The organism is Nostoc sp. JL33, from assembly GCF_017114985.1.
In the GTDB taxonomy this organism is placed as follows: domain Bacteria; phylum Cyanobacteriota; class Cyanobacteriia; order Cyanobacteriales; family Nostocaceae; genus Nostoc.
Genome location: NZ_JABXKP010000078.1, coordinates 103,402 through 126,570 on the forward strand (window position 1 = coordinate 103,402; position 23,169 = coordinate 126,570).

The 23,169-nt window shown below is 38.0% G+C and carries 22 protein-coding genes; 16 read left to right on the plus strand and 6 right to left on the minus strand.

All coding sequences use genetic code 11. From position 1 onward, the window contains the following. Positions 1-12: 12 nt before the first annotated feature. From HWQ23_RS23155 to HWQ23_RS23200, 10 genes are all read left to right on the plus strand, one after another. Entirely contained in the window at positions 13-1,029 is a 1,017-nt protein-coding gene (locus tag HWQ23_RS23155) for a glycosyltransferase family 2 protein (RefSeq protein WP_292833401.1), read from the plus strand. 46 nt (positions 1,030-1,075) lie between these two features. Then, a complete protein-coding gene (locus tag HWQ23_RS23160) occupies positions 1,076-2,398 on the plus strand; it encodes a flippase (RefSeq protein WP_292833404.1) in 1,323 nt (440 codons plus the stop codon). 51 nt (positions 2,399-2,449) lie between these two features. After that, positions 2,450-3,376, plus strand: a complete 927-nt coding sequence (locus HWQ23_RS23165; protein ID WP_292833407.1) for a glycosyltransferase family 2 protein — start codon at positions 2,450-2,452, stop codon at positions 3,374-3,376. Positions 3,377-3,413: 37 nt separating this feature from the next. Further along, a complete protein-coding gene (locus HWQ23_RS23170; RefSeq protein WP_292833409.1) occupies positions 3,414-4,634 on the plus strand; it encodes an O-antigen ligase family protein in 1,221 nt (406 codons plus the stop codon). Between the two features lie 42 nt (positions 4,635-4,676). Next, positions 4,677-5,504, plus strand: a complete 828-nt coding sequence (locus HWQ23_RS23175; RefSeq protein WP_292833412.1) for a class I SAM-dependent methyltransferase — start codon at positions 4,677-4,679, stop codon at positions 5,502-5,504. A gap of 68 nt (positions 5,505-5,572) precedes the next feature. Further along, positions 5,573-6,844 carry a glycosyltransferase family 4 protein gene (locus HWQ23_RS23180; RefSeq protein WP_292833415.1) on the plus strand — a complete coding sequence of 424 codons (1,272 nt, stop codon included), beginning with the start codon at positions 5,573-5,575 and terminating at the stop codon, positions 6,842-6,844. A gap of 24 nt (positions 6,845-6,868) precedes the next feature. After that, positions 6,869-7,885, plus strand: coding sequence for a hypothetical protein (locus tag HWQ23_RS23185; RefSeq protein WP_292833418.1), 1,017 nt, complete (start codon positions 6,869-6,871; stop codon positions 7,883-7,885). A gap of 267 nt (positions 7,886-8,152) precedes the next feature. Then, complete coding sequence (locus HWQ23_RS23190; protein ID WP_292833421.1) at positions 8,153-9,046, plus strand: glycosyltransferase family 2 protein; 894 nt, start codon at positions 8,153-8,155, stop codon at positions 9,044-9,046. A gap of 11 nt (positions 9,047-9,057) precedes the next feature. Continuing rightward, positions 9,058-10,260: a glycosyltransferase gene (locus HWQ23_RS23195; protein ID WP_292833424.1), complete on the plus strand. Its 1,203-nt coding sequence runs from the start codon at positions 9,058-9,060 to the stop codon at positions 10,258-10,260. Positions 10,261-10,301: 41 nt separating this feature from the next. After that, a complete protein-coding gene (locus tag HWQ23_RS23200; RefSeq protein WP_375466555.1) occupies positions 10,302-11,096 on the plus strand; it encodes a WecB/TagA/CpsF family glycosyltransferase in 795 nt (264 codons plus the stop codon). Positions 11,097-11,792: 696 nt separating this feature from the next. On the opposite strand, the gene HWQ23_RS23205 is transcribed toward HWQ23_RS23200, so the two are convergent. Next, a complete protein-coding gene (locus HWQ23_RS23205; RefSeq protein WP_292833427.1) occupies positions 11,793-12,875 on the minus strand; it encodes an endo-1,4-beta-xylanase in 1,083 nt (360 codons plus the stop codon). Between the two features lie 275 nt (positions 12,876-13,150). Then, positions 13,151-13,453 (minus strand): acylphosphatase, encoded by a 303-nt coding sequence (locus tag HWQ23_RS23210; protein ID WP_292833430.1) that lies wholly within the window; start codon positions 13,451-13,453, stop codon positions 13,151-13,153. A 458-nt stretch (positions 13,454-13,911) separates the two neighbouring features. Here HWQ23_RS23210 and HWQ23_RS23215 point away from each other — a divergent pair, with 458 nt between their 5' ends. The 3 genes from HWQ23_RS23215 (at position 13,912) to HWQ23_RS23225 (ending at position 17,547) form a co-directional block, all read left to right on the plus strand. Then, positions 13,912-14,289: a DUF1823 family protein gene (locus HWQ23_RS23215; protein ID WP_292833433.1), complete on the plus strand. Its 378-nt coding sequence runs from the start codon at positions 13,912-13,914 to the stop codon at positions 14,287-14,289. A 352-nt stretch (positions 14,290-14,641) separates the two neighbouring features. Next, the gene (locus tag HWQ23_RS23220; protein WP_292833436.1) at positions 14,642-16,300 is read left to right on the plus strand and encodes an alpha-amylase family glycosyl hydrolase; all 1,659 of its coding nucleotides are present in this window, start codon (positions 14,642-14,644) and stop codon (positions 16,298-16,300) included. Between the two features lie 203 nt (positions 16,301-16,503). Further along, positions 16,504-17,547: a 3-deoxy-7-phosphoheptulonate synthase gene (locus tag HWQ23_RS23225; protein WP_292833438.1), complete on the plus strand. Its 1,044-nt coding sequence runs from the start codon at positions 16,504-16,506 to the stop codon at positions 17,545-17,547. 399 nt (positions 17,548-17,946) lie between these two features. Here HWQ23_RS23225 and HWQ23_RS23230 read toward each other — a convergent pair whose 3' ends face one another. Then, positions 17,947-18,450, minus strand: coding sequence for a 2TM domain-containing protein (locus HWQ23_RS23230; protein WP_292833441.1), 504 nt, complete (start codon positions 18,448-18,450; stop codon positions 17,947-17,949). A 322-nt stretch (positions 18,451-18,772) separates the two neighbouring features. Between HWQ23_RS23230 and HWQ23_RS23235 the strand changes: the two genes are divergently transcribed. Both HWQ23_RS23235 and HWQ23_RS23240 read left to right on the plus strand, forming a co-directional pair. Further along, positions 18,773-19,489, plus strand: a complete 717-nt coding sequence (locus HWQ23_RS23235) for an ROK family protein (protein WP_292833444.1) — start codon at positions 18,773-18,775, stop codon at positions 19,487-19,489. A 447-nt stretch (positions 19,490-19,936) separates the two neighbouring features. Beyond that, the gene (locus HWQ23_RS23240; protein ID WP_292833448.1) at positions 19,937-20,488 is read left to right on the plus strand and encodes a peptidoglycan-binding domain-containing protein; all 552 of its coding nucleotides are present in this window, start codon (positions 19,937-19,939) and stop codon (positions 20,486-20,488) included. Between the two features lie 180 nt (positions 20,489-20,668). Here the strand turns inward: HWQ23_RS23240 and HWQ23_RS23245 are convergent, their stop codons facing one another. Genes HWQ23_RS23245 through HWQ23_RS23255 form a run of 3 tightly spaced genes read right to left on the minus strand, consistent with a single transcriptional unit; the run spans position 20,669 to position 22,497 of the window. Further along, the gene (locus tag HWQ23_RS23245) at positions 20,669-20,851 is read right to left on the minus strand and encodes a DUF4276 family protein (protein ID WP_292833538.1); all 183 of its coding nucleotides are present in this window, start codon (positions 20,849-20,851) and stop codon (positions 20,669-20,671) included. Beyond that, positions 20,767-21,177 (minus strand): AAA family ATPase, encoded by a 411-nt coding sequence (locus tag HWQ23_RS23250; protein WP_472850438.1) that lies wholly within the window; start codon positions 21,175-21,177, stop codon positions 20,767-20,769. Before HWQ23_RS23250 ends, HWQ23_RS23245 begins: the two co-directional genes overlap by 85 nt. A gap of 3 nt (positions 21,178-21,180) precedes the next feature. Further along, on the minus strand, positions 21,181-22,497 hold the full coding sequence (locus tag HWQ23_RS23255) for an RNA-guided endonuclease InsQ/TnpB family protein (protein WP_292833451.1): 1,317 nt from the start codon (positions 22,495-22,497) through the stop codon (positions 21,181-21,183). Positions 22,498-22,585: 88 nt separating this feature from the next. On the opposite strand from HWQ23_RS23255, the gene HWQ23_RS23260 reads away from it, so the two are divergent. After that, entirely contained in the window at positions 22,586-22,726 is a 141-nt protein-coding gene (locus HWQ23_RS23260; RefSeq protein WP_292833454.1) for a ribbon-helix-helix domain-containing protein, read from the plus strand. The last annotated feature ends 443 nt before the right edge of the window (positions 22,727-23,169 follow it).

Here is a 23,169-nt window from a genome sequence, read left to right on the forward strand (position 1 = left end):
GCACCACTTTATATGAATAAAAATAAAATCAAAACATCTTGTTTAATTAATAACTACAATTACGCTGAATTTCTCTCAGAAGCAATTGTTAGCGCTTTAAATCAAACAGTTAAATTTGATGAAATTATTATAGTTGATGATGCATCCACAGATAATTCTCTGGAAGTCATCACTAGATTTACTCAATTAGCTAATGTAAAATCTATCTTGAAAGAAAAAAACCAAGGACAATTATCATCCTTTAATGAAGGTTTTTTAGCTGCAACTGGGGACATTATATTTTTTTTAGACGCGGATGATATTTATGAACCTCAATATTTAGAAACTGCCCTAAATTTTTATAATAGACATACTGAATGTGATTTCCTTTTTTGTGCGTATAAAAAATTTGGGGCAGTAGAAGAAACATTTCAAGCTGATGCTGTTGATTTAGATTTGGGTTATTCAGTAATCAGAACTTTATATAGTGGTGAATGGATTGGCTCCATAACTTCAACATTATCAATGCGTAAAGAAATAATCAGAAAAATTTTGCCTATTCCAAATATAGAAGATTGGCGTGTCCGGGCTGATGACTGCCTAGTATGGGGAGCTTCTTTGGTAGGGGCTAAAAAGTTTTATATGTCTAAACCTTTAGTCATGTATAGAATACATAAAAATAATCAGTATCATAACAAGAATTTTTTAGACATAGACAACAACTATGAATACAAGAGATTCTGGAAACGTAATTCCTTATTTAATTACATCCTGCAAAAAAATAATTTTAGTTTACCGTTATTATTGGCTTTCACTTCTCTGAATGAGTTAAAAACAATACCATATCCACAAGTTGAAGATTTTATTTCATATTTTAAAATCATATTTTTGTTTGAATACAACTTTTTTTGGAAAATAAAGGGCATCGTTTTCTTATTTAGCTATTTTTTGACAAATTTGATCGGTGGGAAATTCAAAATTGCGATAAATAATGTGAAATCCTGGATAAACCCACGTTATTTTGTACCTTGTAAAAAAATTGCCCGATAGAGCTTGATAGGGATAGAAAATGTCAGATGATTAATTCCTCAAAATAATGTTAAGTAAATTAAAAATTAAAAACTTATCAAAATTTAAATCTCGTTCTGGGCTGCGTGCAATTATTGCCAATACAGGCTGGTTGTTTGCTGACCGCATTCTACGTATGGGTGCAAGCTTGGTCGTAGGAGTATGGGTAGCGCGCTACTTAGGAGTACAGCAATATGGTCTTTTTAACTATGCTTTAGCTTTTGTTAGCTTATTTAGCCCAATTTTCACTCTCGGACTGGACGACGTAGTAGTTCGCCATATTGTCCGTCAATCATCTAACAAAGAGGAAATTTTAGGAACCACTTTTTGGCTAAAATTTCTGGGTGGAATTGCTTCTGTCTTATTGGCAGTTAGCACTATGTTTTTCTTAGGTGAGCATGAAACACTGAAGATATGGCTAGTTGCAATTTTAGGAATGGCAGGAATTTTTAGGGCTACTGATACTATTGAAGTTTGGTTTCAATCGCAGGTGCAGTCAAAATACACTGTGATCGCTAAAAACACAGCGTTTATCCTAAATAGTGTCATCAAAATAGCGCTAATTTTAACAAAAGCACCATTGTTAGCTTTTGCTTGGGTAACATTAGCAGAATTTGCGATGAGTGCAATTGGCTTGCTGATTGTTTACCAAGTCAAAGGGTCTTCGTTGTGGTTATGGCGTTGGAGTTTCTCTGCTGCTAAAACTCTTCTGAAAGAGAGTTTACCTCTAATTTTTTCGGGGTTCGCTATCCTGATTTATATGAGAATAGATCAGGTGATGTTAGGTCAAATGATCGGAAATAGTGAGGTTGGAATTTATTCTGCTGCTGTCCGTATTTCTGAAATTTGGTATTTTATTCCGGGAGCTATTGTTTCTTCTGTTGCTCCTTCGATTTACGCAGCTAAGGAAAAATCAGAAAGTCTTTACTATCAGCGAATAGGAAAATTACTCAGTCTAATGACATGTATATCTTTTGCAATCGCTCTTCCACTGACATTCCTATCTGACAAGATAATTATGGTGATGTTTGGAAGTGGATATGCAGAAGCAGGAACAATATTAGCAGTTCATATTTGGACTTCCTTATTTGTATTCATGGGTCTTGCAACATCACCTTGGTTTATTGCTGAAGGTTTAAACCACGTTTCTTTAGGTAAGACTTTATTTGGGGCAATACTAAATATTATTCTGAATTTATTACTTATTCCTAAATATGCGGGACTTGGGGCTGCGATCGCAACAATAATATCTCAAGCTGCTGCTACTTTTCTATGCAACGCATTTGATTCAAGAACACAAAAAATATTTAAGATTCAGGTGCGATCGCTTCTTCCTTTTTACAAATATTGATCGTTCTTTCCTAACCTTTATATATCAAGCACATTAGCCAAATTAATCAAAATGCAAACACCAGTAACTTTTATTATTTTCAAGCGCCCACAAATAACAGAGAAAGTTTTTGAAGCTATTCGCCAAGCCAAGCCAACAAAACTTTTTGTAATTGCAGATGGGCCCCGCAATGACCGCGAAGGTGAGGCAGAAAAGTGTCAAGCAACTCGCGCAATTATTGAGAGAGTTGATTGGGACTGCGAAGTTATCAAGAATTATTCTAATATCAACTTAGGTTGTGCAAAACGAGTATCTAGTGGTTTAGATTGGGTATTTAATAATGTTGAAGAGACAATTATTTTAGAAGATGATTGTATCCCTCAACCAACATTTTTCAGATTTAGTGAAGAACTGCTAGAAAAATATAGAAACGATACCAGAGTTGCCACAATCTCTGCTCAAAATCTTCAATTCGGACGAAAACGGACAAATTACAGTTACTATTTTTCTCGCTACAACCACTGCTGGGGTTGGGCAAGTTGGAGACGTGCTTGGCAGCATTATGATTTGACCATCAAACTCTGGAAAGAGGTACAAGCAGAAAATCTTTTACATGATATTCTTGTAGACCCAAAAGCAGTAAGCTATTGGCAACGAATATTTGAGTCTGTTTATAACAATCCTACAGGTATAACCTGGGATTACCAATGGACATTTGCTTGCTGGATGCAGGGTAGCTTAAGCATTATTCCCAACGTAAATTTAATCTCTAATGTTGGTGTTGGTGCAGACGCAACTCATTTCACTTCCACCCAAGAATTTTCTTTTATCAATATGTCGATGCAAGCAATGGAATTTCCCTTAAAACATCCACCGTTTATTGTGAGGAATATAGAGGCAGATAATTTTACGCAGAAAACAGTCTTTAAAGCAACTGCATTGGATATTTTTAAAGAGGAAGTGAAAAAAAGATTGAATTACTCAACGATCCAAAAATAGTTATGTATGTAGTAAATTAACAAATTAAATGTCAGCGATGAAGGTAAAATTAACAGAAAAAATATTAACTATCTTGCTATTATTCATTGCTGTAGGGGCATTAACAATACACCCTGCACAAGAAGTTTCCATGTCTACCCTTGGAGGCGATAAGCTAGATACTTTGTTCAATATAGTTTCATATTTAATTCTATTTTATTTCCTAATTTTATACTGGAAAGGTTTTATTTATGTAGCTACCAGAAGTCCATTAGAATTTTTATTACTAGCAATAGTTATATTTTCTATCTTGTGGTCAGAAGACCTACATTCTAGTCTGATTTATATAAAAGGGCTAATCCGAATATATTTGATTGCAATCTATTTGGCGATGCGCTATTCCCTTAGAGAACAAATGAGGCTAATAGCTTGGGCGCTTGGTGCAGCTGCATTATTATCTATGATATTCTCTGCATTCATACCAGGTTATATTCACAAATCACCTGAATTACTAGATATGTGGAGCGGAATTTATGGTCATAAAAATGAATTAGGTTACATGATGAATTGGAGTGCAGGAGTTTTTTTACATCTTGCCCTTAGTAGCTATCGATATCGCTGGTTGATGTGGGCATTATGTGGGTTATCTATATGTCTAATTATCCTCACACGTTCAACAACATCTTTGGCAATCTTATTGACAATGATATTACTTTTGCCTTTCTACCAATCCTTTAGAAAGACTAATTATAAATTACAAGTTATTATGATTACTTCAGCTTTAATGTTCCTGATTATTTTTTCAATGTTACTGATCAATAATGCCGAAACTATAGTTGGTACTTCTGGTAAAGACCTTACCTTAAATGGACGCTCTGACCTCTGGGAGCTAGTGATGCCCAAGGTTTTGGAAAGACCTTGGCTAGGTTATGGATATTCCGCATTTTGGACTAGTAATGCTGCATCTAAACTGAGAGCCACTTATGATTGGGCAAGTAATGCTCACAATGGTTTTTTAGAACTATTGCTAGAATTAGGATTCTTAGGTTTTCTGACTTTTGCGGTAGGGTTTATCCGGTTCTTTGTAATGGCATTGACTCGAATTGTTTCTGTCGCCAAAAAACCGGAAGATTATTGGCCAATGCAGATACTCGTTCTCATCGTCATAGTCAATTTCTCAGAAGCAAGATTATTAACTCCCGGTTGGAATTGGTTGATGTATGTCACAACATCTCTATCTCTGACTCTTAGTTATCAGAGGACACCAATATTTAAATAGGTAAATAGTTTACATACTTGCATAATTGAAAGGAGAAAAAGCATGAAAAAGTTAAATTTTGGATGTGGACACAGATTTTGTTCTGGATGGATCAATATAGATTTTAATTCTGAGCATCCTGAAGTAATTGCCCATAACTTACTACAACCACTCCCATACCCTAAAGATTATTTCGATGTGATTTATAGCAGTCATGTCCTAGAGCATTTCTCTCAGGACACGGGAGAAATGTTGGTGAAAGAGTGCTATAGAGTTCTAAAACCTCAAGGCATTTTACGCATCGTTGTTCCTGACTTAGAGCGAACATGTCGTGAATATTTAAGAATTATCGACAGCCTTGAAAATCAAGAAACAAGGAAACAATATGAATGGATTATTATTGAGTTAATCGACCAATTGGTAAGAACAGAACATGGCGGCTTGATGAAAACTTATTGGCGAGAAGTGCTTGAAAATAATGATCAATCATCCATAAACTATGTAGAAGCAAGAACTGGTGTTAAAATCAAAGAAGAGATGGCAAATAAGAATACTAATTCTTTGTTGCAAAAGGTATTTAGTATCAATCAAAATAAACTCAGGAACAAATTTAAATACCTCTATCTTGACATGGTAAAGAAGTTAATACCACAGTATGTCCGCAAGTCTATGATAGATGAAACGTCCCTTGGTGAAAAACATAAGTGGATGTATGATAGCTATAGTATGAAAACGCTCTTTGAAAGAGTTGGTTTTTCGGATATAAAATTTTTGGATGCCCATACAAGTGATATTCCAAGCTTTAGTGATGAAGTCTTAGATATTAATGCTGATGGAACAGTATATCTGCCAGGCTCATTATATTGTGAGGGCATCAAGCCAAATAAATAAATAATACTGATTATCTGCGATAGAGAATCAGTATTATCAAGTATATTTTTTTTCAAGTTAAATCTAACATGAACGTCTTGCTCCTTAGCACCCAGGATGTGGCTGGCGGTGCGGCTCGTGCTGCATATCGCTTGCACAAAGGGTTACAAAACATTGACTTCCAATCACAAATGCTGGTGCAAGAAAAATATACTGATGACAAAACAGTAATTGCACCTAAGATGAGATTATTTCAAGGCATCGCTAAGGCAAAGTTGACATTTGAAACTTTACCTTTAAAGCTTTATTCTCAAAAGCAAAATACTCCATTTTTTATTCAATGGTTGCCAGATAGAGTTATTTCTCAAGTTGCTCAGATTAATCCAGACATAATCAATTTGCATTGGATTAGCGCAGGTTTTATGCAAATAGAAACTCTTGCAAAACTAAATCGCCCTTTGGTCTGGACAATTCATGATATGTGGGCATTTACTGGAGGATGCAGCTATACTGGAGATTGCGATCGCTACCAAATATCCTGTGGAGCCTGTCCTCAACTGAACAGCAAAAAGGATTGGGATTTATCCCATTGGGTATGGCAGCGTAAAGCCAAAGCTTTGAAAAATTTAAATCTGACAATTGTTTCGCCAGGTTCTTGGTTAGCCGAATGCGCCAAGTCTAGTTCTCTGTTTAAGAATTTGCGAATTGAAGTAATTCCGAATGGGTTGGATACTCAAAAGTATAAACCTGTTCATCAAAGTTTAGCGCGAGAATTACTGAATTTACCTCTAGATAAACAACTCATTCTATTTGGAGCGCTAGATGCAACCAATGACTCTAGAAAAGGTTTCCATTATCTGCAACCAGCACTACAAGAATTAAGCAAATCTGGCTGGAAAGATAAGTGTGAGGTCGTTATTTTCGGTGCATCTCAACCCGAAAATCCACCTGATTTGGGCTTCAAAACGCACTATTTGGGACACTTCCACGATGATATATCTTTAGCAACTGTTTACTCAGCAGCTGATGTGATGCTTGTACCATCTCTTCAAGAATCTTTTGGACAGACAGCTTCTGAATCACTCGCGTGTGGTACTCCAGTTGTGGCGTTTAATTCTACTGGCTTAAAAGATATTGTTGATCATCAGCAGAACGGCTATTTGGCTAAACCTTATGAAGTTGAGGATTTTGCCAAAGGAATTACCTGGGTACTTGAAAATGAACAGAGGCTGCAAAAGCTGTCATTCTATGCTCGCGAGAAAGCCGAACAAGAATTCACTCTGGAACTTCAAGCACGTCGTTATTCAGCTTTGTTTCAGGAAATATTGATGATTGCAAAGAAATCTTCATTCACTAATTAGTTTAGTAAACAAATACTTTATAACATGTCAATACCTATAGCTTTTATAATTTGTACAGAACCTGGTCGTTTAGAAGGTCAATCTTTGATGCTTGCAGAAAGTATTCGTAAGTTCTGCGGCGAATTTAAAAATACACCTATATATAGTTTTCATCCGAGAGTAGGTGAACCGATATCAAAGCAAACCCAAGATGCGTTTGAAGCGTTACAGGTGACTCATCAACAAGTTCCTATAAATCGAGAATTTCATGAATATTATTTAGCCAATAAACCCCTGGTTTGTGCCTATGCTGAACAAAATATCGATGCAGAAATATTAGTTTTTTTAGACAGTGACAAATGCTTTTTTTCTGAGCCAAAGGAATTTTTATTGCCAGTAAATTGTAACGTTCGCATACGTCCTGAGTATGGTCAAGGAATTGGTTCTACAGGTCTGCGAGATCCTCAAGAATGGTACTGGCAAAAACTATATGAAGTCCTGGGGGTAAAGCGTGAGGTATTTGTTGACACACCAATTGGTAATAAAAAAATCAGAGCCTACTGGAATTCTGGTTTGGTTGCTGTAAGAAGGAGCGCAGGTATATTTACTGCCTGGAAAGCAAACTTTGAGAAGGTAATGCGTATGGATATTACCCCTCCTCAAGGGATTTATTTTGTGGAACAGTCAGTCTTATCTGTGACTTTATGCTCGCTGGAAGAAAATATTTCTCATTTTTCTTCTGCTTATAGTTATCCATTACCTTTACACAATCGCTTATCTAAAGAATCACGACTTAAAGCTTGGGATGACATAGTGTCAATACATTATTTCAATTTGTTTTTCTATAATGATTGGAATGCACAAATTCAAAGATTAAAAAACTTTAATCGAGGCTCAGATAAATATCAATGGTTATGCGAAGGAGTTGTCAGACATAAGATGCCACGCATATCAGTGATGCACCGATATATGTTAACTGTGAGGAAAATAGAACAAAAGCTACGCGTGTTTAAATTGAATAGTCAAGTGAGTAATTGGATAGAAAAAATTGCCAATTTTTAAATTATTATTACCATCTTGGAGTTACATACTTAATTGAGGAAAAGTATTTATATCAACTTCTACCTAAATAGTTTCGTCCCAAACACGTTTTATAACATATCCTTGGGTGGTGTATAACACCTAAGCAAATGTTGCTAATAAAGATAAAGACAACCCTACATGGCATTGAGGGAAGAACGCATCACTTAATGCTAAATGCCTCAGATAACGAAATCAACCTTTAATTTTTGTTTCACAAAATTAGATTAACATAATAAAAACTACTCCATGAAGCAACCACAATTAGCAGTAATAATGACTTGTTTTAACAGGCGTGAGACAACTCTGATTTGTCTGCGTGCGTTAGCTCACCAAACAAAGTCTTTTGATGTTTATTTAACTGATGATGGAAGTTATGACGGTACTTCAAAGGCAGTAAAAGCTTTTTATCCAAAAGTCCAGATTCTTCAAGGCAATGGGAATCTATTCTGGGTGGGAGGAATGAGACTAGCGTTTGCTGAAGCAATGCAAAAAGATTATGACTATTATCTCTGGTTGAATGACGACACAATACTAGAATCAAACACCCTGGAACGCCTATTGACACTTCATCAACAATTATTAGAATCTGTCCGAGAAAATTCAATATTAGTTGGTACGACTCAAGATTCAATAACAAGAGAAGCTTCATACGGCGGGGCAGTGAAATCTCGCAAATGGTACTCTAATAAATATGAATTTTTAGGTTCAACTCAGGTTTTTCAAGAATGTGACACGATGTTTGGTAACTGCGTGCTAATTCCTCGTGCGGTTGTGAAGAAAGTAGGGAATCTTGATGCAGCATTTATCCACAGTTTAGGAGACCTAGATTATGGTTTGAGAGCAAGAAAGAATGGTTGCTCGATATGGGTTGTACCTGGATATGTCGGAACCTGTGGTAAAAACTCAATCCGCAACAGTTGGGTAGATACAAAATTATCTGTTTTAGAACGCTTAAGAAAGGTAATTCAAGTCAAAGCATTTCCGCTCAAACCTTGGACTGAATTCTGTCGTCGGCACTCCGGGTTTTTCTGGGTAATTTATTGGTGTTTACCTTATCTCCGAGCCATTATTGGTTACAAAAACTTGGCTGCATCTCCCACATTTGCAGAAGAAATTCCACAAAGTAGTTCGCAACCTTAAGGAGTTCCAAAATGCAGCGACGTCTTGGTTTTTTAGCGGCAGCACCTCGGATTTCAACACATGCTGATGCAGAGATGTCTGGGCCCCGTTCCCGAATTTTAGGAATCCTGAAGGGGTTTAAAATACTTGAGTGGAAAATCGAAACATTTATTGTGGGAGATAAAGTTCCAAAAAAATGGTCGGCGAATGGTTCTGGTGAATTAATCAGCAAAGGATTTTTCTACACCTTAGCAGTAGATTTTATGCGTCTCGGACTTGGTGTCATTAACTCCTGGAGAAGCTACCAAGAACTTAAAAATCAAGTTGATTGGGTGTATGAGTACGCTGCAACTTTGCAATGTATGGGCTGGATATTCCAACGTCAGGGAATACCTTGGATTTTGCAAGCTGAAGCATTACTTTTTTATGAAGCAAAGACAGAACGAAAAGCATTGGTACTGGATAGATTAGCTCAATGGATGGAAATCAGAGCATATCAAAAATGCGATGTTGTCGCCTGTGTGAGTGAAACATTAAAAGAAATTTTAGTCCGGGATTTTGGTATTTCAAGTGAAAAAATTGTCTTGATACCAAACGGAGTTGATATTGATTTTATTAATCCTGATCTACATGTCCCAAAGCGAATATTTTTAGGTTTTACTATAGGTTTTATAGGTAGTTTATATGCTTGGGCTGGTTTAGACTTATTATTAGAAACAATATTTGAATTACGAGCCGAAGGCTTAGACATTTCGCTGGTAGTAGTAGGCGATGGTGCAATGAAATCTGCTTGGGAAAAGCAGAGTCAAGAATTAGGTATTTCACCTTATGTAGCTTTTATAGGTCGAGTTTCTTGGCAAGAAATACCCCAGTATATCGCTGGATTTGATGTTGGTTACTCTGGGCAAGTTCAACTACAAATGGGAAAGATGTATCTCTCACCTATGAAACTTTATGAATACATGGCAATGGCTAAACCAGTCATAGCATCAGCTTTTGAAGATGCTAAACGGTTGATTTGCGATCGCAAAACAGGTTTCCTATTTAAACCAGGTGATAAAAATGATTTAAAACGTACCTTATTGGAAGCTTATCACAAAAGAGAAGCACTGCCCGAAATGGGACAATTGGCTTGCATTGAGATAGTAAATCATCACAGTTGGGCTGCTAGGGTACAGAACTTAGTTGAAGGTGCTGAACAAATATTGAAAAAACAGCGATCGCCTAATCAGTAGTATTAAGCCTTTAGTCATACAATCTAATACTAAAAACATTTATGATCCGGACTTCATCTTACAAACTTCTTGGTACTCAAGTCGATGCACTCTCTATCCTCGACTTAAATTTATTGATTGAAGAATGTATTGGTAAGAATAAGAAATGGATTATTGCTAATCACAACTTGCATAGTCTTTATCTCTTTCATAATGCTCCAAAAATGCAATCTTTTTATGCCAAGGCAGAATATACCCATATTGATGGTATGCCTTTAGTGTTTATTGGAAAGCTGTTAGGTTTTCCAATGAAACGAGAACAAAGAGTAACCTATGCTGACTGGATATGGCCTCTGATGGCGGAAGCAGCTAATAAAGGCTGGCGTGTATTTTATTTAGGTTCAAAGCCAGGAATTGCTGAACAAGGAGCAAGTATTTTGCGCCAGAGATTTCCTGGTTTACAGATTACTTGCGCTCATGGTTATATTAACAGGGATAAAGATAGCCAGGAAAATCTCGCTACTCTGGCTGCAATTAATGCTTACAAACCCCATGTATTAATGGTGGGGATGGGTATGCCACGCCAAGAGTATTGGATTTCTGAAAATCTTGAACATATTCACACCAACACTATTTTGACTAGTGGAGCCTGCATGGACTATGTAGCAGGAGCAATACCCACTCCTCCTCGCTGGATGGGAAAGATGGGCTTGGAATGGTTATATCGCTTATTTTCTGAACCTAAAAGACTTTGGAGACGTTACTTAGTTGAGCCTTGGTTTGTTGGCACATTATTTTTACGAGAAATTTGGAGTATCTCAAGTCAACAAAAAAAGGATAATAAATACAAGATTTAACAAGTTCATGCCTTACCAGTAGGTCGCTTGGTTCGTCACGAATTTATCCAAACAGAATTCAGGAGTTAGAATACATTCGTCAGAATAAAGCCATGAATTCTCTACGACTGGCGGATAGCGCAGCGTAAAGCCTTCTCTACGAGACCGGAGGCGAACCGCATAGCAACTCCTAGAGACGCTCTGCGCGTTCGCTTAGAGCGAGTCTGCGTAGAGAGCGTCTTGATTTTGACGAATGTATTCTGACGAATGTATTCTTCTTCAACTTTCATGCTCATGAATAGCGAAGAATCTCGTCACATACTTCGCTCAGAATGATACTTACGCATTTACCCAGGACTTACGCATTGACAATAAATACCAAATACGTATAGGTGAAAAACCACATCTTTCGTAGGGGTAAAGCGCAATGCGCTTTACCCCTACAGCATCGTCAATTTACGACCAAAGGATAATTAAGAAAAGCCTGAAACAACCTATTTTTGTTAACGCACATCATGATCAATTTCTACAGTGCGTAAGTACTATTACCAATAATAAAATACCCAGCCCTCGCTTTCGCCCGAAAGGCGAAAGCGACAAAGATATAATCGTGTAGCCACAATATCCCTGATATGGCTGGGCATTTTATTTTTTCAATCTCCCTTAAAAGCACTATTTACGCCTGGTTGGAGTATATTTTACTGGTAATGAAATTGCTTATTGAAAAGCCTGGGCAATAGCATTGCGGGCAAGTTTAGGTTGCAGGTTCTCATCGAAGGGAAGCGGACGCAAAAATTTCCAGAGATTAGGATTGTCTCTAAAGGTTTTTCCTGGCATCCAGTCGGGATGACGTATCCAGGTATGACGATCGCTAATCCCCCATGTAATTACGGTATCAACTTTAGCCGCAAAGCACAAGTCAAGATATCGCTTGTAACTGTCGGCTACCATCTGGTCTAGCTTTTTGATACTATCGGGTAGTGGGGTATCAATGATAATATCTAATTCTGTGATTAATGGTTTAACTTCAAGATCATTAAGCCGTTTTAAGACGGAATTAAATCCTTTCTCGTCAAAACCATAGGCAGTAGAAAACCATAGATGCGACTGGATACCTGCTCCATCAATTTTAACCCCATTATTCTTCAGATATTCAACCATTTTTAAGAAATGGTCTGATTTCCATGTAGCGCCTTCGATGCCGAAATCGTTTATGTAAAATTTCTTGCTGTTATCAACTGAAGCGGCAATTAAAAACAAGTCTCGAATTAATTCTGGTTTTACCCCTCTACGCAAACCGTAGGTAGCATTGTCAGTTTCATTTTCATTATCAGCGATAATTTCATTAGCAATATCCCAAGACTTTAAAACGGGGCTATTGCGATAATGCCCCATGACTCCGGTAAAATGGCGTTCAATCATCTTAAGAGTGGGGGGGTAAGGAACCCAGTCTGGTTTTCCCATGTGCCAGAAAAGGGTATGCCCGTGCAATTCCATATTATGCTTTTGGCAGAAATCAGCGATCGCATCTGCTGATTCAAAGGTAAATTTTCCTGGCTGTGGTTCAGTGGCGCTCCATTTTAATTCACCATTCGGTGTTGCGATCGAACATTCACGAGCAATCAAGTCAGCGTAATCCTTCTCTTTTTGCAAAGCGTCACCAGAAATTGCTGTGCCATAACGCTTTCCTTTGGCGGCAGCTAATTGCCGAAGAGGAGAATTTGCATTTGTACCTGTATCAGCCATAGCAGCATTCATGCTATGGTCTTCTTTTTGCTTATCCTTTTGTAAAAACCCCATAGTCAATAATGCCGAAAGGGTTGTATATCCTGCTCTTTTTAAGAATTTTCTTCGATAAGGCATTAATTGTACTGAATAAAAAAGACACAAATTATTATATTACGGTCAGAGAATAATAAATAATAAGTTTTGATACTTTTTGAGGTTTAGTTTTCTTTGTATGATATCAACGTTTTGGCTTGATGAGCTAACAAGCAGGAGACACAATGGAAGATATCCAAACTCCAAACTCCTGTACAGACGCGATTAATCGCGTCTCTACTCCTAACTCCTAACTATTTACCCCGCTTAACTTCAAATCCCCGCAACCCTTCCGGTTCTTCATACTCAACTACAACATCTTTAACTACAGCAGCAGGTGGCCCAGAATGACACCAGCGAACCATGTCATCTACAACATCTGGCGCTCCTTCAAAGACTGCTTCTACTCGATTATCGGGGAGATTCCGTACCCAACCGGTCAATCCCAACTGGCTAGCTGTATCCACAGTGGAATAGCGATAGCCCACTCCTTGGACTCGGCCAGAAATGAATACATGGGCGCGGATGATCTTTGGCAGTGCTGTGGAATTCTGCATAGACTGGTCTAATCTTTACGATTTCCAGTCTACCTAGTTTGTGTATACACAACCTGTTTTTAACTCCAACTCGCGAAATTAATCACGGTCATCGTCATCGTTCGTCATCGCGATGTTTGTACTAGCGGTCTTCCTGATCGCGATGTTTATAACTAGCGATCGCGATTATCCCATTCTTCATAACATGCTTTCTGCTTGCCACCGACTATATTCTGAACAGATCCCCTATTCTCATAATTTTCCTCTTGAGTAGGCGAATCTCCTTATTTAGCGTCACTTTAGTAGTTTGTTTAATGCTTGTGGCGGATAAATCTTCCAGCAGGTGTAGATAAAAATAAAATTATCCCAAACTTTAGGAGTGTAGCAGAGTAGTGATAAAGTGTTTTTCACTACCTACTAACTGTTGTGAGTTTAATTAAACAGTAGTTAGCTTTTGAACTTGGGATTTTGAATTGCTTATGTCTAACCTGCCACCACTCAATACAGAAACAATTTGGGCAATTCTTGACGAGAAACTGGATGATTCCATAGTCAACCAGTTGCTATGGCATTATTTAGGTTATCGCTATGATTCCTCAACTGCACAATGGGACACTAGCCTAGTTGCACCAGAATGGCAAGATGAGTACCCACAACCACCAGATTTCATTGAATCTCGCCCCGCAACAGTCAAGTTGACTCGTTCCATTCCGGCTGAAAATAAACAAATGCTAAAAGAAAAACTGGGCTTCAAAGGTTACAAAATTGGTGAATTTGGGCCTCGGCAAACTCGCAGGGCGACGGCAGCAAATTGGTTGTTAAGTTATCTGCAACAAACTAGCGGCAAAATTGAGTAATATACAGCAGGTCTTTAAAAATAATCTTTTTTTTAACCTGATATCTGTTATTTAATAAGTTAATAAAAAGCCATTAACTTATTTACTAAGGTTTCGCAGCTTGATACAACAACATTCTCATCCTAGTAGTATGATCAGCAAAAAATGAACTACGTTAATCCGTAAAATAGTTAAAAAATAAACACTATAACCAGTCAAAATGCCCAGAAAATAGTTATTTACTATAAAATTTTTATAAATTCATCCTGAAGATAGTGGCAGTGGTAATATAATTATTTCTCTAGAGCGATTTGCAAATTCAATTGAGCATCCGAAAATATTCTTATCAGCCCTTGATATTACAAACACTTCTATGGCAAAGCCAATTGAATTTAATTTATTTGCACCTTACAATAAAGGAGCCGCATTAATTGGTTCTTTTTCTGATTGGCAAGAAATTCCAATGGAAAAAGGTGATGATGGTTATTTTCGCACAAGTGTTGAATTAGAAGACGGTGTTTATAAATATAAATTCCGTGTCCAGTCAAATTCATGGTTTTTTGAGCCAGAACAATTGGTTGATGTCACAGATCCTTATGCAACTGATATAGATGAACTGAGTGGAAAAGATGATGGTGTTATCCGCGTCAAAGATGGCAAAAGGATTACCGATACGTATGTTTGGCAACATGATGATAAACCTTTACCTGCTGACCGCGAATTAGTAATTTATGAATTGCACGTTGGTGACTTTTCTGGTGGCGAGGATGATCCTTATGCACGAGGCAAGTACAAACACGTCGTTGAAAAGTTAGATTATTTGTGCGAACTAGGAATCAACGCTATTGAATTGATGCCCCTTAAAGAATATCCTGGTGATTATAGTTGGGGTTATAACCCCCGTCACTTCTTTGCAACAGAATCTAGTTATGGTTCTACTGCTGAGTTGAAAAAATTGATTGATGAGTGTCATGCCAGAGGGATTCGTGTAATTATTGACGGTATTTATAACCACTCAGAAGCATCTGCTCCTTTAACACAAATTGACCACGATTATTGGTATCATCACGAACCTCGTGACCCTGATAATAACTGGGGGCCTGAATTTAATTATGAACATTATGACGAAAAATTAGATATTAATCCAGCGCGGAAATTTATTGGTGATACAATCCGTTTCTGGATTCAGGAATATCATCTGGATGGTATTCGCTATGATGCAGCAAGGCAAATTGCTAACTACGATTTCATGCACTGGATTGTTCAGGAAGCCAAAAAAGCTGCTAGCATGAAGCCTTTTTACAACATTGCCGAACACATTCCTGAAAATACCAGCATTACCAATGTAGATGGCCCAATGGATGCGTGCTGGCATGACAGTTTTTATCACTGCATTCTAGAACATATCTGCGGTGATACATTTGATTTAGAGCGTCTAAAAGATGTCATTGACTGCAAGCGCCAAGGCTTCTTGGGTACCACCAATGTAGTAAATTACCTCACCAACCACGACCATAACCATGTCATGGTAGAACTGGGGAACCGTGAGATTTTTAATGAAGAAGCGTTTAGGCGGGCTAAATTAGGAGTAGCCATCCTAATGACTGCTGTTGGCGTACCTTTGATTTGGATGGGAGAGGAATTTGGCGAGTATAAACCTAAACAACCTGAATCATCGAAAATCGATTGGACGCTGTTAGGTAATGATCTGAATCGTAGTTTATTTGAATCATACAAAGGCTTAACCAACCTGCGTAAAAATAATTATGCCCTCTACACAGAAAATATTGATTTTTTCCACGAAAATCCAGAGCTAAAAGTATTAGCTTATACTCGTTGGAATGATGAAGGTTCTCGTGTAGTCGTAATAGCAAATTTCTCAGAAAACTTCCTAGCTGGCTATCATGTTCCTAACTTTCCTAGTGGTGATAGATGGCACGAGTGGACAGGTAATTATGATGTCGAAGCTGCTGACGATGGCATCATAACTGATTTGGGGCCATACGAAGCCAAAGTATTTGTATGGCAGTAATGATTGATATACGCTACCACTGAGTCAGTAGTCCAATAGCAAAGAAAAAGAGGGAAAATATTCCCCCTTTTTCAGTTATTACCTTACTCATCTATAGTCTAATTAGAAATTTGTCAAGTCTAAAAGAAGCTATTTTAGAATTTCATCAGTTTGTGTTACACTTTTGAGTTGAAGTGCGTATATAAAATTGACAGACCATCCCCATGCACAACAAATTATTTAATAGTAACATTGAGAACGATCGCGTTTTGTTAACTCCCAATGAAGTTAAATCAAAATTACCTTTAACACAATTAGCCGAACAAAGAGTTCTAGCATATAGGCAGGAGTTAGAAGATATCCTGGATTTTCAGGATCGCAGAAAATTTATAGTAGTTGGCCCATGCTCAATCCATGACACCAAAGCAGCAATCGAATATTCTCAAAGGTTGAAAATATTGGCCGAGCGAGTTAAGGATAAGCTGCTATTAATTATGCGAGTGTATTTTGAAAAACCAAGAACAACCGTAGGCTGGAAAGGGCTAATTAACGATCCAGATATGGATGATTCTTTCCATGTAGAGAATGGTTTATTAATTGCACGGGATCTATTATTAAAAATTACAGAATTGGGATTACCTGCTGGTACAGAAGCACTAGATCCAATCATACCTCAATACATTAGTGAACTGATTACATGGTCTGCGATTGGAGCACGCACGACCGAATCACAAACTCACCGCGAAATGGCAAGTGGGCTTTCGATGCCTGTGGGTTTTAAAAATGGTACTGATGGCAATATTCAAGTAGCTTTGAATGCCTTACAATCAGCTCGAAACCCGCATAATTTTCTGGGAATTAATCAAAACGGACAGGTTAGCGTCTTTCAAACTAAAGGTAATGCCTACGGTCACGTAATTTTAAGGGGTGGTAGTCAACCCAACTTTGATGTAGCAAATGTCAAACTGGTAGAAGAGAAATTAAAACAGGCAAATTTAACACCGAGAATTGTTATTGACTGTAGCCACGGCAATACGAATAAAGATTACAAATTCCAAGGTGCTGTCTTAGAAAATATTATTCAGCAAATAGTGGATGGTAATACATCAATAGTTGGCATGATGCTGGAATCGCATTTGTATGAAGGTAGTCAACCAATTATTGGTAAACAAGAAGAATTAAAATATGGTATTTCTGTAACTGATAAATGTATTGGCTGGGAAGAAACCGAAAAAATTATTTTGGCTGCTCACGAAAAGCTTAAATAAATACTAAGAAGTAGAGGCGCACAGATGTCATACGATTCCACACAAACCCTGATATATATAGATAGATTTAGATAAGCCAGGTATAATCTGGCTTATCTAAATCTTCTACAAATCAAAGACATTGCTTGGTGCTTCACCTAGTATTATCTGAAAAGCATTGTAGATAAAATCATCTTTCAGACTATTGATAGACCCTGATATTGGTAGAAAGATAGAAAGAATACTTCAGCCAATCAGGTAACATCAATATTAATCCTAATAATTGCTGTGTTTATTCAGATTTTCTTTCAGTGGTGTTACACAACAAATGTTGCCGCAAGTATTGCCCCGATTCTCCTCCGGGGTTTTTCTTTGAATTAGCGATGTCTACGACGAGATTTGGCTACGCAAGCAAATCTACTAAGCCTGTAATGCCTTAAACCACTTATTCAAAACTGTGCTGATGGTTTTCTTAATCTGATGGTTACGGCTCCACTTCTGGAATGCCATTTCATACTCTTCGCCTTTGATTTGAAAGGTATTCCAGACATCAAGCCCTATAGGCAATCCGCAGAATAGTAAAATGTAGAGCGACCAAGAAATTCCGCCACCAGTGATTAAATTGGCTAGTATCAAAAAGCCATTAAAAATCGTATAATTCCCTAGACGCTTCTGAAATCTTCTGATGCGGTAGGCATCAAAAGCTTTTCGCTGTTGGACTTTACCCTGTTGTACTACCCAATCGCGTTCTGCTAATTTTAAAGAATCAGGTGAAATTTCTAACTCAGCAGCAATTTCTAATATCTGCTCATAAGAAAATTCTGTATCTTTGTCATCAGCTTGACGAGCGATCGCTAAGTGTAAAATTTCTTGTACATCTTCTTGGCTATAAGAGCGGAGGCTGTTGGGTTCAAATTCCGTCATAACTAATATCTCTTAGTGTTATTATTAATAATTACTCGGCCGATAGCTGTAACACAGCTACGCCACCATCAACACAATTTGCACTAAACCTACACTAGCAAATCTAGACAGCACAGAAAGTACAGATTTCAAGGCTGAAGCCTCTATTTAAAGATGCTAAAATGCCCAAAATGCTTGATAGCTAATGATTGTAGCTGTTAGTTCCTCGGAAACTTAAAATAACTAAAAAATAATTTATAAATTAATACATGGACTCATTCATAATCTTAGTAGCTATTTGTCAAAGGGGAACTCTAATCTTCTAATCTAAGGATGTAACTCAATGGTTGAAGAAAATGGATCGATTCGTACTCTATCGGTTGATATTGGCGGTAGTGGCGTTAAGGCTATGGTTTTAGATATTACGGGGAATCCTGTAACGGAAAGGGCGCGTTTAGATACACCCCAACCTGCTACACCGGAGGTTGTAATTAATGCAATTGTTGTGTTAGCAGCCGCTCAAGGTGAATTTCATCGCGTTTCGGTCGGTTTTCCCGGTGTGGTGCGGTCTGGAGTCACGGAAACTGCGGTAAACTTACATCCAGATTGGATCGGATTTGATTTGGAAACAGCATTATCAAAACACTTAAACAAGCCTGTACGGGTGATTAATGATGCAGACATGCAGGGGTTTGGAGCGATCGCTGGTAAAGGTGTCGAACTGGTGATTACTCTAGGCACGGGGTTTGGTTCGGCTTTATTTGTAGATGGTAAGCTAGTACCGAATATGGAAATGGGACATCACCCGTTTCGCAAAGGAGAGACTTTCGAGCAGCAGTTGGGGCGTGCAGAGTTAGAAAAAATTGGTGAGAAAAGATGGAATAGGCGTTTAGAAAAAGCGATCGCATCCTTGGAACATCTATTCAATTATGATTACCTTTACATTGGCGGTGGTGAAGCTGTGAGAGTGAATTTACAGCTACCGTTAAATGTCAAACTCATCCCCAATATCACTGGTTTATTAGGCGGTATTGCTTTGTGGCGAGATGAGAAAAGGTAAAAACTTTTTCAGTATCCGCAAGGGTACTAAGCGATGTCTAAGGGCGGGCTGTAAGGCGCCTTTTATTAAGGTGCTTCTTTCTCAAGATTTAAAAATGATATAGAAATTAACACAGGTTAGGCAAGAGAATTCGACATACATTATGTTCAGTGCCCCTGTGTAATTTTGTCATCCAGTAGTCTAAACTCTAGTTGAAATTCAAGACTGTGCAACAACGTTGTGCGGTTTAATTTTATTGAGGTCGAAATATGCGCTTTCCCAGAAAAATTCCCTAAAAAAGCAGATATTAGTCTGATTAGATGGAATAGGAGGTGAGCAAAGATGATCATGACAAGATTATCTCAAACAAAGAGTACATGACTTTTTTATTTGGTCAGTATGCACTATTCCGGACAGCAGCAATGTTGTTGGTTAAAAGAAATATTGGTTTAGGTAAAATGAACTACAATGACTGAAATTGGCCTAATGATCACAGGGGTGTTAACAATAAGACAAGCATCTGCGGCCAATTTGCCACAGCAGCAATTATTTCAGATGGAAAATGACGTAAACCAGTCAAAACAGAGTCACTTAGAGATCACTGCTCAAGTCACACCACCTGAATTCATGGAGACAGATGGGATTTCTCAGGCTTCTCCCTGTGCGATCGCACTAGAGAAAGAACATATACTTAAGAAAATCAGTAAAAAGAATCCGGGACTAGCTTCTTCTAACTTAGGTGAGTCTACGAAGTATTCTCAGTCTGGAGGGAAAGTCAGTGCAAAGGCTACAGGACGGTTCCAGAAGTTTAGTAGCCAACTGCCGACTCTTTATTTCGGTAGCTCTGGTGTTGCTGTCAGAGTCTTACAACAGCTGTTAGTGTCTAACGGTTATGCCGTTAAAGTAGATGGGATTTTTGGCGCACTGACAGAGACTGCTGTCAAAGCCTTTCAAAATCAGGGGAATTTAGGTGTGGATGGAATAGTTGGTCAACGAACTTGGCGGGCGTTGACAATTTAGTTAGGAGTTAGGAGTTAGGAGTTAGGAGTTATGAAACTTTGTATTATTCATAATTCCTGATTCATTTGTGAAAATTTAAGAAAAAATCACTTTTCTAAATTATAATAATGCTGAAAATTTTCTAAAATATGGAGTACATAAGTAACATTTGTACTCTTTTTTGAGGGCAATATATTCTCTTCAACCGTTACCGCCGCTGATATTTTCAAGACGCGTTAACCATTGATTGAAATGCTCGCACTGCTGAGGTATTGTATCCAAGCCAATATCGATTGCAATCAAGGAGCCATGTAATGGCTTTTCATATCCAAGGCAACATCTGATAATTCGTTTGGATGGGGCTGTTGTTGCGCCTTCATTAATATGTTCAGGTGAAAGGAATAAGTTACGCAATCACCACTACCGATTTCACGCTCACCGCTCATGTTCCACCAAAAAGACTCTTTGGAAAACATCAGACGGTTGTCTTGAGTTGGTTCAAGAGTAGCGAAATACCCATTATTTCCAAAATAAAGCTCAATCTCTAGTTGCTCAGTTGTTTTACGGCCAAAATGCAAGATCGCATCGGGGCCACCCTGGCGGCTTACCAAAACTTGCAGATTCCTCTCAAGCATCTGCTGAACCATGCGAAAGAAGCCTATGAAGTTAGATTTACCTGCACCATTACATCCAATAAGTACGTTTAGTATGAACTACCCCTGGCTAACTTCGTTTGAGCCAGGGGTTTCTACATTCCCTAGCGTAGCCTGAGATTTTTGGCGCTTCAATTCCCCCATTTGCCTCATGCTTCCTGCTTGTTTGCGGGTGCGTGAGGTAGAGCTAGTAAGATCAGCGCCTACGAGGACAGTTCCTGCCCCCGGTAGAGTTCCTTTAGCCCAATAAAGCATTACTTCGGCTGCTGCAATATCTCTATCTTGCGAATATCTACAAACACTGCACTCATGCACTCGGATATCGAGTGTCTTTTTGTGCTGATTTCCGCATTTAGGACAGGTTTGAGAAGGCTTTACTTGGCGCGTTGGAACTTCGATAAATACACCACCAATCTGTTCTACTTTGTATTTGATAGTGCTGCGTAACACTCCAAAACCAACGTCAAGAATGGACTTATTTAGTCCAGCCTTTTGCTTTTTACGGTTGCCAATTTTTGCTTTTCGGGTCATGTTTTTGACTTCTAGCTTTTCAGTCGCTACCATGCTGTTACTGCTAGTGATAAGTGAGGCGACTTGATGAACCCAATTCTGCCTCTGGTTAGCAACTTTGCATTTTAGTTTACTAACTTTGATAACAGCTTTTTTCCATCTTCTAGAAGCAAATATTTTCTTCTTTCTATTCGGTGCGCGTTTTCGTCTTTTCTCCTTAGATGCTTTCTTAATTAGATGTTCAGCATTTCTCAAAAACTTAGGAGCGTCGATTTGTTGATGATTCTCGCCGTCAGTAATTGATAACGCTGCGTTACATCCCAGATCAATGCCGATAGCACCAATGGGTAAAATCTCTGGTTTCAGAACTTGATCTAAAATGTCAACTGTAATAGATGCGTACCATTTTCCATTCCGAAAAACGATAGTGCAAGTAGTTGGTTTGCCCCAGTACTTAGCCTGTCCACGCATCTGAATACGCCCAATTTTAGATAAATTCAGATAACCATTTTCACCGTCTGACTCTACCTTGAAACCTGCACAGTCTGGATAAGTCCAACCTGAATAATGTCTAATTGACTTGAATCTAGGACATTTGGCTAATCCTTTTAACCAACGCTCAAAAGCATAATCAACACGCTTGAGAGTTGCTTGCAGTGCATGGCTGGGAAGTTTTTTGTACTCTGTCCAGACTTCTTTAAATGCTGGTAAACAATTCTGTTGCTCAAAATAATCAACCCGATGATTGAACTTTTGATATTGAGTAAACCTGTTATTGACTGCGGCATTGAATAAATCCTTATGAAGCTTTCGATGATACCGCAGGTCTTTTTCTATTTGAGTATTTGGATATAACCGAAAAGTCATTCTTCTAATAGCCACAGTCTAATCACCCCCTTGTTTTGCCTACCTGTATGTATATACAATAAGACTAACACGTATCCCGGTAAAATATATGGCTAGAACTGAAAAAGTTATAGTAAGGCTCACCAAGCAAGAGAAAGAAAAAATAGAGAAGTATGCTAAATACTTGGGAGTTTCAATGTCTGAAGTAATCCAAGATTATATAAAAGCATTACCAAATAAAGATTGTTGACAACTCAAACATCTATTACCAAAATCAACATTGTTGTTGATTTTGGTAATAGATGCAAACGTCGTCAACCGCTCTAATCCCCAACCTACTAAGAGTTGAGATTGGGGACTGCCGCGATACGTTCAAAAGCTTAAGGTCACATTCAGCAATAGACTTAAAGCCCTTCAAAACAATCCTTGATAGTTGGCTGTCACTGGTCAGATCGCTCATGGAATGGTTTCCTGATTTTTAAGCTTTTGGGCTGCTTATTTCACAAATAGACCTCAATAGTAATTGTGATTTAGCTTATCTAGCTAGGGTCAGTACATTTTATCAATAATTTCTGATATATTGGCATTAAATCTTGCTTGTTGACAATATTCAAAAGGTAAATCTTTATTATTGCGTTAATACATAAATAAAGCTTTTTGTCCAGAGTAATTTGCATACTCTTACATACGCTT